This window comes from Pseudomonas nitroreducens (genome assembly GCF_014204515.1).
Lineage (GTDB): Bacteria > Pseudomonadota > Gammaproteobacteria > Pseudomonadales > Pseudomonadaceae > Pseudomonas > Pseudomonas nitritireducens_A.
This window is the reverse complement of record NZ_JACHLI010000042.1, coordinates 1-14,838: the sequence shown is the minus strand read 5'-3', so window position 1 is coordinate 14,838 and position 14,838 is coordinate 1. Positions and strand designations below refer to the sequence as shown.

The following is a 14,838-nucleotide window of genomic DNA, read 5'->3' as shown; positions in this document are numbered from 1 at the left end:
ATCCAACTGGCCTCGCAGCCAGTTGTTGTAATAATAACCATTATCATTTGAGAGTCAACCCTTTTTCTTCAATTCGTTCGAAGGCGCAAGAGCGGGGGCATCGACCAGCAGCCAGCTAAATCCGAGGCAAAAAAAAGACCCGGCAAAGTGCCGGGTCGAAACCGTGATTAGCCTGATGAGGAGATAATCTGAAGAGTCCGACTGCGTGGTCTCTTGAGGTTATCGATCTGGCCTCGCGACCAGATGAGTCAATAATAATCATTATCATTTAGAGGTCAACCCCCTTTCTCGAACTTTTTCCCTGCTGGGCCGTTTTGCCCTGCGCCAGGCATGAAAAAGCCCGGCACGGGCCGGGCTTCTGACAGGAACTTCAGGGGCTCAACCGGTCTGGCGTTGCAGGCGCAGCTGGGTGACTTCCTTGTTCAGCAGGTCGATGCGCCGCGCCATGCCCTCGATGAGGCTGTGGGCGATCCGCGGGTTGCTCTGCATCAGGCTGAGGAACTGGTCCTTGGGGATCACCATGACGGTGCAAGGCTCGCTGGCGATCACCGAGGCGCTGCGTTTCTCGCGGGTGAACACGGCCATGGCGCCGAAGATCTCGTCCTTCTGCACGTCACCGACCTTCTGCCCGTCGACGAAGGCTTCGGCGTGGCCCTCGATGATGATGAACACGTGCTCGGCATCGTCGCCCTGCTGGATCAGCTGGGCGCCGGCGGCGAAATGCTGGAAGCCGGTGGCCGGACGGATCTCCGGCTGCTTGAGGTGCGCCAGGGCGTCCGACAGCAGCGCGGTGTGGCCGATCAGGTAGTGCAGGAACTGCTCCTGGCGCTGCTCGTCACTGTGGATATGGCGGAACACGTCGCTGCGCGAGTAGGGCACCAGGCACAGCGGCTCTTCGCTGACGTAGCGGCAGGGCGGCAGTTCGATGCCCTGACGCAGGCCGACCAGGTCGCCCTCCTGCAGGTAGAACAGCGGTCGCTCGTCCACCAGGGCGTGAACCAGGCCATTCTCGATGAGGAACAGGTGTTTGCCCGGCAGTTCGCTCTCCAGGTTGTCCGAGCGCTCCAGGCGGATGGCTTCGCCGGCAGGCTCGAGGCCGGCCAGCAGCTGCGCCGGAATGCCCTGCAGCCGATTGATCAGTCGATCGGCATAGGCGGGTTGTTCACCGAGTAGGTACATGGCCGTAATTCCTTGATATGGCGACGGTCGAGGGCGCACGAAGGGCCCTGAAACCACAAGCGGACAGGTACCTTGCGTAAACATTTTCCCACAGCGCGTGTGAGCTAGCTCTTGTTCCGCGTCGGAAATGTCTCGAGTTCGCCAAGAAGGGCGGCCTTGTGCGCAGCCGGCAGGTCATTCCAGTGCACATCCAGCAGCGCCCCCTCAATGGCGTAGAGCAACACCTTGGAGGCGCGGAAGCCGCGCGCGCGAACCGCGCGATAAGCACCCACCGCCCCCAGACGGCGCAGGTCGCTGGCGCTATGGATGCCCACGGCGTGCAGCCACTGGGCGGAGGTCTTGCCGAGGTTCTTCAGGTGCAGCAGTTCGTCGTTCATCGTCTGTCCTTGCGATGTTCACGATGGGTGTCGGGTCTTTGAAAGGCCGAGAACTGCGCGTAGCGGCCGGACACACCTGGGAAAGTGTAGCGGCGGATGGGAAAAGCGTGGCTTTGTGATATCGCCCTGGGTGCGGGGCCGGGCGATGGGACGTCGCAGAAGCGCCTGGGCGGGCGCTTCTGCGACGTTGGACGTCGATTCAGAGGCCGGGCAGGCGCTGGCGGATGCTGGCGACCAGGCCGTCGAGGCTGGCGGCATCCGGAGTGTCGACGCGCTTGCTGTGCTGCTGTTCCTCGGCGCTGAGATCGTCGCGGTTGGCCAGTTGCGCCTGGACCACTTCCAGGGTGGCGTCGGACGGATCGCCACCGTTGTTCTGGCGTTGGGCGAGCCAGCCGGCGATCACTGCTTCGGGGGCGTGGCAGTCGAGGATCAGGAAAGGCACGCCGGTTTCCTCGGCAATTTCCCACGCCGCAGCACGCTGCTCGCGCTTGAGGAAGGTGGCATCCAGCACCACAGGGTAGCCGGCGCGGAGGATATCCACGGCCAGTTCGTTCAGGCGCTGGTAGGTCGCGGCAGTGGCGTCGGCATCATAGATACCGCCCTTGAGCTGGCCTTTTTGCTCGGCCTTCTGCTCGCCGAACAGGCGCTTGCGCTCGACGTCCGAACGCAGGCGGATGGCGCCCAGGGCCTCGACCAGACGCAGGGCGACCTGGCTCTTGCCGACGGCGGAGACGCCCACGGTCAGGGACAGGAAGCGCGAGGGAATGGCGCTGTAGCTTTCCGCCAGGTTGGCGTAGTTGCGGTACTGGCGCAGGGTCGCCGCCTTCTGCACGGCATCGTTCTGGTGCGCCAGGCTGAACAGCGCGATCTTGGCGCGGACCAGGGCGCGGTAGGCCTTGTAGAAGTTCAGCAGGGCCAGGGACTGATAGTCACCGGTGTGCTCCAGGTACTGGCTGACGAAGCGCCGCGACAGGCACTTCAGGCCACGGTCTTCCAGGTCCATGGCGAGGAAGGCATAGTCGGCGGTGACGTCGGTGAAGCGGAACGGCTCGTTGAATTCGATGCAGTCGAACAGCACGACCTTGCCATCGATGATCGCGGCGTTGCCCAGGTGGATATCGCCGTGGCATTCGCGGATGAAACCGTTGGCCTTGCGCGAATCGAACACGCCGTGCAGGCGTTCGAAGCTGGACTCGGCCCAGGCTTCCAGGGCTTCCAGCTGCAGCAGGTCGGCCTTGTCGGAGAGCAGCGGGCGGATCTGCTCGAAGTTCTGCCGCACCGGCGCCATGCAGGCTTCGGCGGTGCCCAGCGGGTGTTCGGTCGGCACCACCGGGGTGCGCAGGTGGAAGTCGGCGATCTGCCGGGCCAGGCCGTCGATGTGCTCGGCGCCGAGCTCACCACGGGCCTGCACTTCGCTGAGCAGTTGGCTCTGCGGGAATTCGCGGCAGCGCAGCATGTACTCGATGGCCGGGCCATCGCCGCCGACCCGCGGGGCGGACTCGCTGCCGGTGATGGCGATCACGTCCAGATACAGGCCGTCGGTCAGGCGCTGGTTCAGGCGCAGTTCTTCCTCGCAGAAGTGCTTGCGTTGGGCCAGGTCGGTGAAGTCGAGGAAGCCGAAGTTCACCGGCTTCTTGATCTTGTAGACGTAGGAGCCAGTGAGCAGCACCCAGGAAATGTGGGTTTCGATGACCCGGAAACCTTGCACCGGATGGGGGAACAGGGCGGGGTTCTGCAGGGCTGCGAGTAATGTCTGGCTCACGTGATGTCCTTTCCGGTCGAATTTTTCAAGGCAGGCATTATGGCGACTGGACCCTCGGCTGCAAACTCTGCGGCCGACCGGCAACCAAATGGCCATGCCGGGGTCATAGCTCGGCTACTGCCGTACTCGAGAGATGCGCGGCAGTTCGCATCAAGCCCGGACGCCCCCTGGAGCGGCGTCTGTCTCCTGTGGACAAAGTACGTATAATGCGCCGCCATGACGCGTCCCCGATCTTCCAAATCCCGTAAAAAAAGCGGCAAATCGTCGCCTGCCATGCGCAAGTGGCTGGGCTGGGCACTCAAGCTCGGCCTGGTCGGTATTGTCGTGCTCGCCGGTTTTGCCGTGTACCTCGATGCGGTTGTCCAGGAGAAATTCTCCGGCAAGCGCTGGACCATTCCCGCCAAGGTGTACGCCCGGCCGCTGGAGTTGTTCGTCGGCCTGAAGCTGGGCAAGGACGACTTCCTGCGCGAGCTGGATGCCCTGGGCTATCGCCGCGAAACCTCGGTGGCGGGGCCCGGCGCCGTGTCGGTGGCCGGCAATGCCGTGGACCTGAACACCCGTGGCTTCCAGTTCTACGAAGGTGCCGAGCCTGCGCAGCGCATCCGTGTGCGCTTCTCCGGCGACTACGTGGCGGGCCTGAGCCGTGGCAACGGCGGCGATCTCGCCGTGGCGCGCATGGAGCCGCTGCTGATCGGCGGCCTGTATCCCGCGCACAACGAAGACCGCATCCTGATCAAGCTCGACCAGGTGCCGCCGTACCTGATCGATACCCTGGTGGCGGTGGAAGACCGTGACTTCTGGACCCACCACGGGGTCTCGATCAAGTCCATCGCCCGCGCCGTCTGGGTCAACGCCAGCGCCGGCCAGCTGCGCCAGGGCGGCAGTACGCTGACCCAGCAGCTGGTGAAGAATTTCTTCCTGACCAACGAGCGCAGTCTGTCGCGCAAGCTCACCGAAGCGATGATGGCGGTGCTGCTGGAACTGCATTACGACAAGCGCGAAATCCTCGAGGGTTACCTCAACGAGGTGTTCCTCGGCCAGGACGGCCAGCGCTCGGTGAACGGCTTCGGCCTCGCCAGCCAGTACTTCTTCAGCCAGCCGCTGTCGGAACTCAAGCTGCCCCAGGTGGCCTTGCTGGTCGGCATGGTGAAGGGGCCTTCCTACTACAACCCGCGGCGCAACCCGGAGCGCGCGCTGGAGCGCCGCAACGTGGTGCTCGACGTGCTCGCCGAGCAGGGTGTGATCACCGCTGACGAAGCCGCCGCCGCCAAGCAGACGCCGCTGGGCGTGACCCGTCAGGGCAGCATGGCCAACAGTTCCTACCCGGCTTTCCTTGACCTGGTGAAACGCCAGCTGCGCGAGGACTACCGCGACGAGGACCTGACCGAAGAAGGCCTGCGCATCTTCACCAGCTTCGATCCGATCCTGCAGATGAAGGCCGAGTCGGCCGTCAGCGAGACCTTCAAGCGCCTGGAAGGCCGCAAGGGCGTCGCCGAGACGGAAACCGCGATGGTCGTGACCAATCCGGAAACCGGTGAGATCCAGGCGCTGATCGGTAGTCGCGATCCGCGCTTCGCCGGCTTCAACCGTGCCATCGATGCGGTGCGGCCGATCGGCTCGCTGGTCAAGCCGGCGGTCTACCTCACTGCATTGGAGCGACCGAGCCAGTACACCCTGACCAGCTATATCCAGGACCAGCCGTTCCAGGTGAAGGGCAAGGATGGCCAGGTGTGGACGCCGAAGAACTACGAAGGCACCGCCAACGGCACCATCTTCCTCTACCAGGGGCTGGCCCGCTCGCTGAACCTGTCCACCGCCCGGCTGGGCCTGGACCTGGGTGTGCCGAACGTGCTGAAGACCCTGGAACGCCTGGGCGTCTCGCCAAACTGGCCGGCCTATCCGTCGATGCTGCTGGGTGCCGGTGCGCTGAGCCCGATGCAGGTGGCGACCATGTACCAGACCATCGCCAGCGGCGGTTTCAATACTCCGCTGCGCAGTATTCGCAGCGTGCTGGCCGCCGACGGGCAGCCGCTCAAGCGCTACCCATTCCAGGTCGAGCAGCGCTTCGATCCGGGCTCCATCTACCTGCTGCAGAGCGCCATGCAACGCGTGATGCGCGAGGGCACTGGGCGTTCGGTCTACAACCAGCTGCCGGCGTCCCTGACCCTGGCGGGCAAGACCGGCACCACCAACGATTCGCGCGACAGCTGGTTCTCCGGCTTCGGCCAGGACCTGCTGGCGGTGGTGTGGATCGGTCGCGACGACAACGGCAAGACGCCGTTGACCGGCGCTACGGGCGCCCTGCAGATCTGGACCAGCTTCATGCGCAAGGCCGACCCGTCGCCGCTGGACATGCCCAAGCCGGACAACGTGGTGCAGGCGTGGGTCGACCCGCACACCGGGCAGGGCACCGATGCCAGCTGCCCCGGAGCGGTGCAGATGCCTTATATTCGAGGAAGCGAACCCGCGCCCGGCGCAGGTTGCGGAAACCCGACACCGGCCGGCGAAGTCATGGACTGGGTGCGCGGCTGGCTGAACTGATGCGAGAGGATTGGAAGTGAGAAAAGCTTGGTTTGCAGCGTCGGCGACTCTGGCGCTTCTGTCCGGTTGTGCGTCCCCGCAACAGGGCGCGATCCCGGTGCAGGACTCGGGTACCGCCGTGTCCAACTCGGAGCGCGTGGGCCGCAGCGGTGGCAACACCCAGGCGCCGGTGCGTGCCGGTGCCGGTCAGAGCATCCCGCAGGGGGACTCGGGCGTGACCGTGATGGTCCCGCAGGACGCCGGCATGGCGCCGATCCAGACTTTCCCGGCGCAGACCGGGGCGGCGCCGATCAGCACTTCGCCGATGACCACCTCGCCGGGTGCCAACGGCTCGAGCTATTCCTCGCAGCAGCCGATTTCCACCAGTGGCGGCATCTCCTCCAACGGCGGCTTCCAGTCGCAGACCTACCAGCAGCCGGCCTACCAGACCCAGCAGGCGGCGCCATCCACCCAGAGCAGTTATCAGGGCCCGTCCGGCATCCCGTCGAGCAACTCCGGCCTCTCGGCCGACGAGCAACTGGATGGCCCGGTGCTGGCGCTGCTGACCTCCGCCTCGCAGCAGCAGGGCGGTGGTGATCTCAACGGCGCCGCCGCCAGCCTGGAACGTGCCCAGCGCATCGCTCCGCGCGAGCCACAGGTACTCTACAAGCTGGCCCAGGTGCGCCTGGCCCAGGGCGACGCCGCCCAGGCCGAACAGGTCGCGCTGCGCGGACTGTCCCTGGCCAATGGTCGGCCGACCATGCAGGCCAGCCTGTGGGACCTGATCGCCAAGTGCCGTGACCAGCAGGGCAACGCCGCCGGCGCCGCCGAGGCCCGTCAGAAAGCCAAGGTGACCCTGTAATGGATGGGCGTGTACTGGCCGTCGCCGATCAGTTGCTGCTGATCGAACGGGAGCTGCGTGCGGCGGGTCTGTGGGGCAGTGAGAGTCCCTCGCTGGAGCGGCTGTCGAGCGTCGAGCCGTTCTGCGTGGACACGCTGGCGCTGGAAGAGTGGCTGCAGTGGATCTTCCTGCCGCGCATGAAACTGATCATCGAGAGTGGCGCCGAGCTTCCCGGCGCCTCGGGCATCCGCGAGATGGCGGAAGAAGCCTATGCCCTGGAAGGCGCGCGGGTCGCCGCGCTGCTGGAAGCGCTCGGGGCGTTCGACCGACTGATCAGCGAAACGCCCTGAGCCTTCGCTGGGGTCAGTTGCAGTTCTCGCGGATATCCTTTTCGCTCTTGGCGATCCGCTCCTGACGTTCCTCTTCGCCGATCCGGCGCAGTTCACCACTGCCGTCGTCGACGCGAATGCGCGGGTTGTTCTTCATCTGTGCCAGGTCGACGCGAAGCTGCTCGCACTGCTTCACGCGCTGCGCTTCCTGCTGGGCCACTTCCTGCTTGACCTTGGCGTCCACGGCCTTCTGCTTCTCGTCTTCGCTGGGCGGCAGGGTGGCCTTGGGCGGTGCAGGGGGCGGGAAGTTCGAGGGCTTGGGTTGGGCGGTGCTGGTATTCACCGTGTCGGCGCTGGTGCCTTCGGGCGGCTGCGCGCCGAAGTGGGTGATGCCCTGGGCATCGACCCACTTGTAGACCTGCGCGGCCATCACGGTCGGGGCCAGCACGAGCAGCAGGCTGCCCAGGAAAATCGTCCGTCGCATGTGTTGTCGATCCTTGGGATACGGAGTCTGCCGGTAACTATAACCAAATCGCGTACTTATTCACTCTGAGAAAGTTCACATCCCGATCGCATCCAAAAGCCATATATGGCTTGACTTGGCCGCTTCGTTTCAGAAGAATCCAAGGTTCGCTGCAGTGGGCCGGCCGCAAGCTGGTTTTACTCGGCAGACAAGAGGTGCTACCCGCGCCGCAAAGTTTCACCCTGTTTCGCGTTACCTCGCGCTGGGTGGAGGCTCTCCGTAACACAAACAGGAGTGTCTCCAGGTTCTGCTCAATCGGCAGTCGACGTAGCCGGCGATTACATTCGCCCATGTCTGCCGGGCAGCCATCCAAGTCGGTCCCCCACGTTGGGGGTGTCCGTATATAGCGTTCTAGAGGTGACAACGTGGAACTTTTATCCGGCGCTGAAATGGTCGTCCGCTCCCTGCGTGACGAAGGCGTTAAGTACATCTACGGGTACCCGGGCGGTGCCCTCCTGCATATCTACGACGCTCTCTTCAAAGAGAACGAAGTAACCCACATTCTGGTTCGCCACGAGCAGGCCGCTACCCACATGGCCGACGGCTATGCGCGCGCCACCGGCAAGCCGGGCGTGGTGCTGGTGACCTCCGGTCCCGGTGCGACCAACGCCGTTACCGGCATCGCCACTGCCTACATGGACTCCATCCCGATGGTGGTGATCTCCGGCCAGGTGGCGAGCAACATGGTCGGTACCGATGCCTTCCAGGAAACCGACATGGTCGGTATCTCGCGCCCGATCGTGAAGCACAGCTTCATCATCAAGCACCCGTCGGAAATCCCCGAGGTCATCAAGAAGGCCTTCTATATCGCCCAGTCCGGCCGTCCCGGCCCGGTGGTGATCGATATTCCGAAGGACATGGGCGATCCGACCCAGAAGTTCGAATACAACTACCCGAAGAAAGTGAAGCTGCGCTCCTACAGCCCGGCGGTCCGTGGCCATTCCGGCCAGATCCGCAAGGGCGCCGAGATGCTGCTCGCCGCCAAGCGCCCGATCATCTACGCCGGTGGCGGCGTGATCATGGGCAATGCCGCCGAGCCGCTGACCGAAGTGGCGCGCATGCTCAACGTGCCGGTCACCAACACCCTGATGGGTCTGGGTGGCTATCCGGGTACCGATCGCCAGTTCGTCGGCATGCTCGGCATGCACGGCAGCTACACCGCGAACCTGGCGATGCACCACGCTGACGTGATCTTCGCAGTCGGCGCGCGCTTCGATGACCGCGTGATCAATGGCGAGACCGCAGCCAAGTTCTGCCCGAGCGCCAAGATCATCCACGTCGACATCGACCCGGCCTCGATCTCCAAGACCGTGAAAGCCGACATCCCGATCGTCGGCCCGGTGGACAGCGTCCTGACCGAAATGGTCGCGATCCTCAAGGAAATCGGCGAGACCCCGAACAAGGAAGCCCAGGCGGCCTGGTGGAAGCAGATCGACGAGTGGCGCGGCGAGCGCGGCCTGTTCCCGTACAGCATGGGCGACGGCAGCATCATCAAGCCGCAGACCGTGATCGAGACCCTCTGCGAAGTCACCCGCGGTGATGCTTTCGTCGCCTCCGACGTGGGTCAGCACCAGATGTTCGCGGCGCAGTACTACCGCTTCAACAAACCCAATCGCTGGATCAACTCCGGCGGCCTGGGCACCATGGGCTTCGGCTTCCCGGCCGCCATGGGCGTGAAGCTGAACTTCCCCGACGCCGACGTTGCTTGCGTGACCGGTGAAGGCAGCATCCAGATGAACATCCAGGAGCTGTCCACCTGCCTGCAGTACGACCTGCCGGTGAAAATCGTCAACCTGAACAACGGTGCGCTGGGCATGGTCCGCCAATGGCAGGACATGCAGTACAACAGCCGCTATTCGCACTCCTACATGGAATCGCTGCCGGACTTCGTCAAGCTGGCTGAAGCGTATGGCCACGTCGGCATGCGCATCACCGACCTGAAAGACCTGAAGCCGATGATGGAAGAAGCCTTCGCGATGAAGAATCGCCTGGTCTTCCTCGACATCCAGGTCGATACCAGCGAGCACGTCTACCCGATGCAGATCCGCGGTGGTGCGATGCGCGACATGTGGCTGAGCAAGACGGAGCGTACCTGATCATGCGACACATCATTTCCCTGCTGCTGGAAAACGAACCCGGCGCGCTCTCCCGCGTGGTCGGCCTGTTCTCCCAGCGCAACTACAACATCGAAAGCCTGACCGTCGCCCCGACCGAGGACCCGACGCTGTCGCGCCTGACCCTGACCACCGCCGGTCAGGATGAAGTCATCGAGCAGATCACCAAGAACCTCAACAAGCTCATCGAGGTGGTAAAGCTGGTGAATCTTTCGGAGAGCGCGCACATCGAGCGCGAGCTGATGCTGGTGAAAGTGAAGGCCACCGGCGCCCAGCGCGCCGAGGTCAAGCGCACCACCGACATCTTCCGTGGGCAGATCGTCGACGTCACCAGCAGCGTCTACACCGTGCAGCTGGCCGGTACCAGCGACAAGCTGGACAGCTTCATCCAGGCCGTCGGCACCGCGTCGATCCTCGAAGTCGTCCGCAGCGGCGTCACCGGCATTGCCCGTGGCGACAAGACTCTCAGCATCTGATTTGAAATACGGCCCACGAGGCCAACTGACAGGGGATTACCCAAATGCGCGTTTTCTACGATAAAGACTGTGACCTCTCCATCGTTCAGGGCAAGAAAGTTGCCATCATCGGTTACGGCTCCCAGGGCCACGCCCACGCCTGCAACCTGAAAGATTCCGGCGTCGACGTTACCGTCGGCCTGCGTGCGGGTTCTTCCTCCGTTGCCAAGGCTCAGAACCACGGCCTGAAAGTCGCCGAAGTGGCTGAAGCTGTTGCCGCTGCCGACCTGGTCATGATCCTCACCCCGGACGAGTTCCAGGGCCGCCTGTACAAGGACGAGATCGAGCCGAACCTGAAGAAGGGCGCTACCCTGGCCTTCGCTCACGGCTTCTCCATCCACTACAACCAGGTCGTTCCGCGCGCTGACCTCGACGTGATCATGATCGCGCCGAAGGCCCCGGGCCACACCGTACGCTCCGAGTTCGTCAAGGGCGGCGGCATCCCTGACCTGATCGCCATCTACCAGGACGCTTCGGGCAATGCCAAGAACGTCGCCCTGTCCTACGCCTGCGGCGTCGGCGGCGGCCGTACCGGCATCATCGAAACCACCTTCAAGGACGAGACCGAAACCGACCTGTTCGGCGAGCAGGCCGTTCTGTGCGGCGGTTGCGTCGAGCTGGTGAAAGCCGGTTTCGAAACCCTGGTCGAAGCGGGTTACGCTCCGGAAATGGCCTACTTCGAGTGCCTGCACGAACTGAAGCTGATCGTTGACCTCATGTACGAAGGCGGCATCGCCAACATGAACTACTCGATCTCCAACAACGCCGAGTACGGCGAGTACGTGACCGGCCCGGAAGTCATCAACGCCGAATCCCGTCAGGCCATGCGCAACGCTCTGAAGCGCATCCAGGACGGCGAATACGCCAAGATGTTCATCTCCGAAGGCGCCACCAACTACCCGTCGATGACCGCCAAGCGCCGCAACAACGCCGCTCACGGCATCGAAGTCATCGGCGAGCAACTGCGCGCCATGATGCCGTGGATCGCTGCCAACAAGATCGTCGACAAGACCAAGAACTAAGGTCCTTTCGACAAACGAGGAAACGCGGCGCTTGCCGCGTTTTTTCGTTTAGGGGCGGTGATCTGGTATAAAGCGGGGGCGTCGGGTGAGTCTGCGCAGTAGCGTGCCCCGGCGAATCTCAGCCTCAACGAGTTCTCAAGGAATCGTCCATGAGTGAAGGTCACGAGGAGCCGAACAAGGCTTCCGACACCGAAGAAAGTCTGCTGCCCATCGATGAACACATCGAAGAGGGGCATGACGCCGAAGGTCGCAAGGTCCGTCATCGCGGCATCTACCTGCTGCCCAACCTGTTCACCACGGCGGCTCTGTTCACCGGCCTGTACGCCATCATCAATGCCATGAACGGCGATTTCTCCAACGCCGCCATCGCCATCTTCGTCGCCATGGTGCTCGACGGCCTCGACGGTCGTGTCGCCCGCCTGACCAATACCCAGAGTGCCTTCGGTGCCGAGTACGACTCGCTGTCCGACATGGTCGCCTTCGGTGTCGCTCCGGCGCTGGTCGCCTTCGAGTGGGCGCTGAGCAGCCTGGGCAAGGTGGGCTGGATGGTCGCCTTCATCTATGTGGCGGGTGCCGCTCTGCGTCTGGCGCGCTTCAATACCCAGGTGGGCAAGGCCGACAAACGCTACTTCATCGGTCTGGCCAGTCCGGCTGCCGCGGCTCTGGTTGCCGGTACGGTGTGGGCGTTCGCCGACTTTGATGTGCAGGGTGCCAAGGTTTCCCTGCTGGTTGCCCTGATGGTCGCTGCCGCCGGCATGCTGATGGTCAGCAACATCAAGTACTACAGCTTCAAGGACCTCGACCTGCGCGGTCGCGTGCCGTTCATGGCGATTCTGGTCGTGGTGCTGGCATTTGCCGTGGTCTTCACCGACCCGCCGCGCATCCTGCTCCTGCTGTTCCTTGCATACGCCACCTCCGGCCCGGTGCAATACTTGTTGCAATTGCGCCGTCGCAAGCAGCCGCCTGCCGTGTAATTTCCAGCGGGCTCCGCAGTCTACTGGCGCATACAGCCAGTTGTTGCGGAGCCCGTCATGCTGATCAAGTCGTCCCGCCTGTCCGATTGCCACGAATCGGAAGTCACCCCCGAATCCCTCTATCTCTCCCGTCGCCACTTTCTCGGTGGTGCGCTGGCGGCTGCCGCCTTGTCCGGATTGCCGCGCCTGAGCCTTGCCGAAGGTGGTCGTTATGCCGATGTGGCTGAGGCGGCTACTCCTGCCTGGTTGTCGGAAAAGTTGTCCGCTACCCGCTGGGATGCCGTGACAGTCAAAGACGAGGCCATCACCCCGTTCAAGGATGCGACCACCTACAACAACTTCTACGAGTTCGGCCCGGACAAGGGCGATCCAGCAGCCAATGCCGGAGCGCTGAAGACCGAGCCGTGGTCGGTGGTGATCGATGGTGAGGTGGCCAAGCCAGGCAAGTACGCACTGGAGGACTTCATCAAGCCGTACCAGCTGGAGGAGCGCATCTATCGACTGCGCTGCGTCGAAGCCTGGTCGATGGTGATTCCCTGGATCGGCTTTCCCATCTCCGAGCTGATCAAGCGGGTCGAGCCCACCAGCAAGGCGAAGTACGTGCGCTTCGAGACCCTGGTCGATCGCAAGGACATGCCCGGTGTGCAGTCCAACTTCGCCTTGATCGACTGGCCCTATGTGGAAGGATTGCGCATGGATGAGGCGATGCATCCGTTGGCGATTTTGGCCGTCGGCATGTATGGCCGGGTGCTGGCCAACCAGAACGGCGCGCCCCTTCGTCTGGTGGTGCCGTGGAAGTACGGCTTCAAGGGGGCCAAGTCCATCGTGCGGATCAGCTTTGTCGAAGAGCAGCCGAAGACTACCTGGCAGAGCCTGGCGTCGGACGAGTATGGCTTCTATGCCAACGTCAATCCGACCGTGGACCATCCGCGCTGGAGTCAGGCGCGCGAGCGCCGTTTGCCCAGTGGACTATTCAGCCCCAATGTTCGTCCCACCCTCATGTTCAACGGCTATGCCGATGAGGTCGCTTCGCTCTATGCGGGCATGGACCTGAGGAAGGACTACTGATGCGCTATCCGTTCTGGCGGGCCGGGGTATTTCTGGCTGCACTGCTGCAGCCGCTCTATTGGTTGTACCAGGCGTGGATCTTCGATCTGGGGCCGGATCCGGGCAAGGCGCTGGTCGACAGGCTGGGGCAGGGTGGTCTGATCCTGCTGCTGATTACCCTGGCCATGACTCCGCTGCAGAAGATCACTCGCTGGGGTGGCTGGGTGCAGGTGCGTCGACAGCTGGGGCTGTGGTGCTTCACCTATATAGTGCTGCACCTGAGTGCCTACGCCGTTTTCATCCTGGGATTGGACTGGGCTCAGTTGGGAGTCGAGCTGAGCAAGCGGCCGTACATCATCGTCGGCTTCATTGCCTTCCTCGGCTTGCTGTCCCTAGCGGTGACCTCCAATCGCTACAGCATGCGCAAGCTGGGCACGGGCTGGAAGAAACTGCATCGTCTGATCTATGTCATCCTCGCTCTGGGATTGCTGCATATGCTGTGGGTCGTGCGCTCTGATCTGGAGCGCTGGGTGATCTATGCAGCCATCGGCCTGCTCCTCATGCTCTTGCGGGCGCCGCCCGTGGCGCGTCGGTTGCCATTGTTGCGCGGCCGTCTGGCAGCGAATTGAAGAAAGTTTAAATTAGTCGTTGACGGCCGATTTAAACTCCCTATAATGCGCACCACTCCCAGCGACGAAGCGCTGAAAGAACTTGAAAATCAAGTACTTACAGAGATTCTAAGGTGAGAGTGGTGGTCAGGCAGGTGATTCACTTGCCGCCTTCTGCAGCTGCTCCGGCAGCGAGCTGAAAGGAAGATCGCCGAGGTGCTTGACAGCGAGTTTGATCGCTGTAGAATGCGCCTCCCGCTGATGAGAAGGTTTCCTTCGCTGAAGCACAAGCGATTGAGTAGAAAAGAAATTTTCGAAAAATAAAGCTTGACGGAAAGAGAGGTTAGCGTAGAATTCGCGCCTCGGTTGAGACGAAAGCCTTAACCAACTGCTCTTTAACAAGTTGAATCAAGCAATTCGTGTGGGTGCTTGTGATGTAAGACTGATGATCGACTGATTATCAGCAACGCAAGTAACACTCGTGAATTCGAGAGTTTTAGATCTTTAAATAGAGCATGCGATTGCTGAGCCAAGTTTAGGGTTTTCTCAAAACCCAAGCAGTATTGAACTGAAGAGTTTGATCATGGCTCAGATTGAACGCTGGCGGCAGGCCTAACACATGCAAGTCGAGCGGATGATGGGAGCTTGCTCCCGGATTCAGCGGCGGACGGGTGAGTAATGCCTAGGAATCTGCCTGGTAGTGGGGGACAACGTTTCGAAAGGAACGCTAATACCGCATACGTCCTACGGGAGAAAGCAGGGGACCTTCGGGCCTTGCGCTATCAGATGAGCCTAGGTCGGATTAGCTAGTTGGTGGGGTAAAGGCTTACCAAGGCGACGATCCGTAACTGGTCTGAGAGGATGATCAGTCACACTGGAACTGAGACACGGTCCAGACTCCTACGGGAGGCAGCAGTGGGGAATATTGGACAATGGGCGAAAGCCTGATCCAGCCATGCCGCGTGTGTGAAGAAGGTCTTCGGATTGTAAAGCACTTTAAGTTGGGAGGAAGGGCAGTAAGCTAATA

13 protein-coding genes and 1 rRNA gene are annotated in these 14,838 nt (G+C 62.4%); 10 read left to right on the top strand and 4 right to left on the bottom strand.

Translation table 11 applies throughout. The annotated features are described in order from the left end of the window. Positions 1 to 378: 378 nt before the first annotated feature. The 3 genes from HNP46_RS31825 to HNP46_RS31815 all read right to left on the bottom strand — a co-directional run bounded on the left by HNP46_RS31825 (position 379) and on the right by HNP46_RS31815 (position 3,318). Entirely contained in the window at positions 379 to 1,179 is an 801-nt protein-coding gene (locus HNP46_RS31825) for a Crp/Fnr family transcriptional regulator (protein WP_184597121.1), read from the bottom strand. 104 nt (positions 1,180 to 1,283) lie between these two features. Next, positions 1,284 to 1,556 (bottom strand): TfoX/Sxy family protein, encoded by a 273-nt coding sequence (locus tag HNP46_RS31820; protein WP_184597119.1) that lies wholly within the window; start codon positions 1,554 to 1,556, stop codon positions 1,284 to 1,286. Between the two features lie 199 nt (positions 1,557 to 1,755). Continuing rightward, positions 1,756 to 3,318: an AAA family ATPase gene (locus HNP46_RS31815; protein WP_184597118.1), complete on the bottom strand. Its 1,563-nt coding sequence runs from the start codon at positions 3,316 to 3,318 to the stop codon at positions 1,756 to 1,758. A 216-nt stretch (positions 3,319 to 3,534) separates the two neighbouring features. On the opposite strand from HNP46_RS31815, the gene mrcB reads away from it, so the two are divergent. The 3 genes from mrcB to HNP46_RS31800 are packed head-to-tail and all read left to right on the top strand — an operon-like array spanning position 3,535 to position 7,029. Beyond that, positions 3,535 to 5,859: a penicillin-binding protein 1B gene (mrcB, locus tag HNP46_RS31810; RefSeq protein WP_184597116.1), complete on the top strand. Its 2,325-nt coding sequence runs from the start codon at positions 3,535 to 3,537 to the stop codon at positions 5,857 to 5,859. Positions 5,860 to 5,875: 16 nt separating this feature from the next. Beyond that, positions 5,876 to 6,700 carry a tetratricopeptide repeat protein gene (locus tag HNP46_RS31805; protein WP_184597114.1) on the top strand — a complete coding sequence of 275 codons (825 nt, stop codon included), beginning with the start codon at positions 5,876 to 5,878 and terminating at the stop codon, positions 6,698 to 6,700. Further along, positions 6,700 to 7,029, top strand: a complete 330-nt coding sequence (locus HNP46_RS31800; protein WP_184597112.1) for a YqcC family protein — start codon at positions 6,700 to 6,702, stop codon at positions 7,027 to 7,029. Before HNP46_RS31805 ends, HNP46_RS31800 begins: the two co-directional genes overlap by 1 nt. A 13-nt stretch (positions 7,030 to 7,042) precedes the next feature. Here the strand turns inward: HNP46_RS31800 and HNP46_RS31795 are convergent, their stop codons facing one another. Continuing rightward, entirely contained in the window at positions 7,043 to 7,492 is a 450-nt protein-coding gene (locus HNP46_RS31795) for a DUF4124 domain-containing protein (protein ID WP_184597110.1), read from the bottom strand. 404 nt (positions 7,493 to 7,896) lie between these two features. Here HNP46_RS31795 and HNP46_RS31790 point away from each other — a divergent pair, with 404 nt between their 5' ends. From HNP46_RS31790 to HNP46_RS31760, 7 genes are all read left to right on the top strand, one after another. After that, positions 7,897 to 9,627: an acetolactate synthase 3 large subunit gene (locus HNP46_RS31790; protein WP_184597108.1), complete on the top strand. Its 1,731-nt coding sequence runs from the start codon at positions 7,897 to 7,899 to the stop codon at positions 9,625 to 9,627. 2 nt (positions 9,628 to 9,629) lie between these two features. After that, positions 9,630 to 10,121: an acetolactate synthase small subunit gene (gene ilvN, locus HNP46_RS31785; RefSeq protein ID WP_081520739.1), complete on the top strand. Its 492-nt coding sequence runs from the start codon at positions 9,630 to 9,632 to the stop codon at positions 10,119 to 10,121. A gap of 44 nt (positions 10,122 to 10,165) precedes the next feature. After that, positions 10,166 to 11,182, top strand: coding sequence for a ketol-acid reductoisomerase (gene ilvC, locus HNP46_RS31780; RefSeq protein WP_017516327.1), 1,017 nt, complete (start codon positions 10,166 to 10,168; stop codon positions 11,180 to 11,182). Between the two features lie 149 nt (positions 11,183 to 11,331). Continuing rightward, the gene (pssA, locus tag HNP46_RS31775) at positions 11,332 to 12,156 is read left to right on the top strand and encodes a CDP-diacylglycerol--serine O-phosphatidyltransferase (protein ID WP_017516328.1); all 825 of its coding nucleotides are present in this window, start codon (positions 11,332 to 11,334) and stop codon (positions 12,154 to 12,156) included. A 57-nt stretch (positions 12,157 to 12,213) separates the two neighbouring features. Continuing rightward, entirely contained in the window at positions 12,214 to 13,224 is a 1,011-nt protein-coding gene (msrP, locus tag HNP46_RS31770) for a protein-methionine-sulfoxide reductase catalytic subunit MsrP (RefSeq protein ID WP_184597106.1), read from the top strand. Then, positions 13,224 to 13,832, top strand: a complete 609-nt coding sequence (gene msrQ / locus HNP46_RS31765) for a protein-methionine-sulfoxide reductase heme-binding subunit MsrQ (RefSeq protein WP_184597104.1) — start codon at positions 13,224 to 13,226, stop codon at positions 13,830 to 13,832. Before msrP ends, msrQ begins: the two co-directional genes overlap by 1 nt. Before the next feature lie 544 nt (positions 13,833 to 14,376). Beyond that, positions 14,377 to 14,838 (top strand): 16S ribosomal RNA (locus HNP46_RS31760); the annotation flags it as partial.

Coding starts and splice junctions, on each gene's coding strand:
- HNP46_RS31825 (WP_184597121.1), bottom strand. CDS start 1,179: ATGTACCTACTCGGTGAACAACCCGCCTATGCCGATCGACTGATCAAT.
- HNP46_RS31820 (WP_184597119.1), bottom strand. CDS start 1,556: ATGAACGACGAACTGCTGCACCTGAAGAACCTCGGCAAGACCTCCGCC.
- mrcB (WP_184597116.1), top strand. CDS start 3,535: ATGACGCGTCCCCGATCTTCCAAATCCCGTAAAAAAAGCGGCAAATCG.
- HNP46_RS31800 (WP_184597112.1), top strand. CDS start 6,700: ATGGATGGGCGTGTACTGGCCGTCGCCGATCAGTTGCTGCTGATCGAA.
- HNP46_RS31795 (WP_184597110.1), bottom strand. CDS start 7,492: ATGCGACGGACGATTTTCCTGGGCAGCCTGCTGCTCGTGCTGGCCCCG.
- ilvN (WP_081520739.1), top strand. CDS start 9,630: ATGCGACACATCATTTCCCTGCTGCTGGAAAACGAACCCGGCGCGCTC.
- ilvC (WP_017516327.1), top strand. CDS start 10,166: ATGCGCGTTTTCTACGATAAAGACTGTGACCTCTCCATCGTTCAGGGC.
- pssA (WP_017516328.1), top strand. CDS start 11,332: ATGAGTGAAGGTCACGAGGAGCCGAACAAGGCTTCCGACACCGAAGAA.
- msrP (WP_184597106.1), top strand. CDS start 12,214: ATGCTGATCAAGTCGTCCCGCCTGTCCGATTGCCACGAATCGGAAGTC.
- msrQ (WP_184597104.1), top strand. CDS start 13,224: ATGCGCTATCCGTTCTGGCGGGCCGGGGTATTTCTGGCTGCACTGCTG.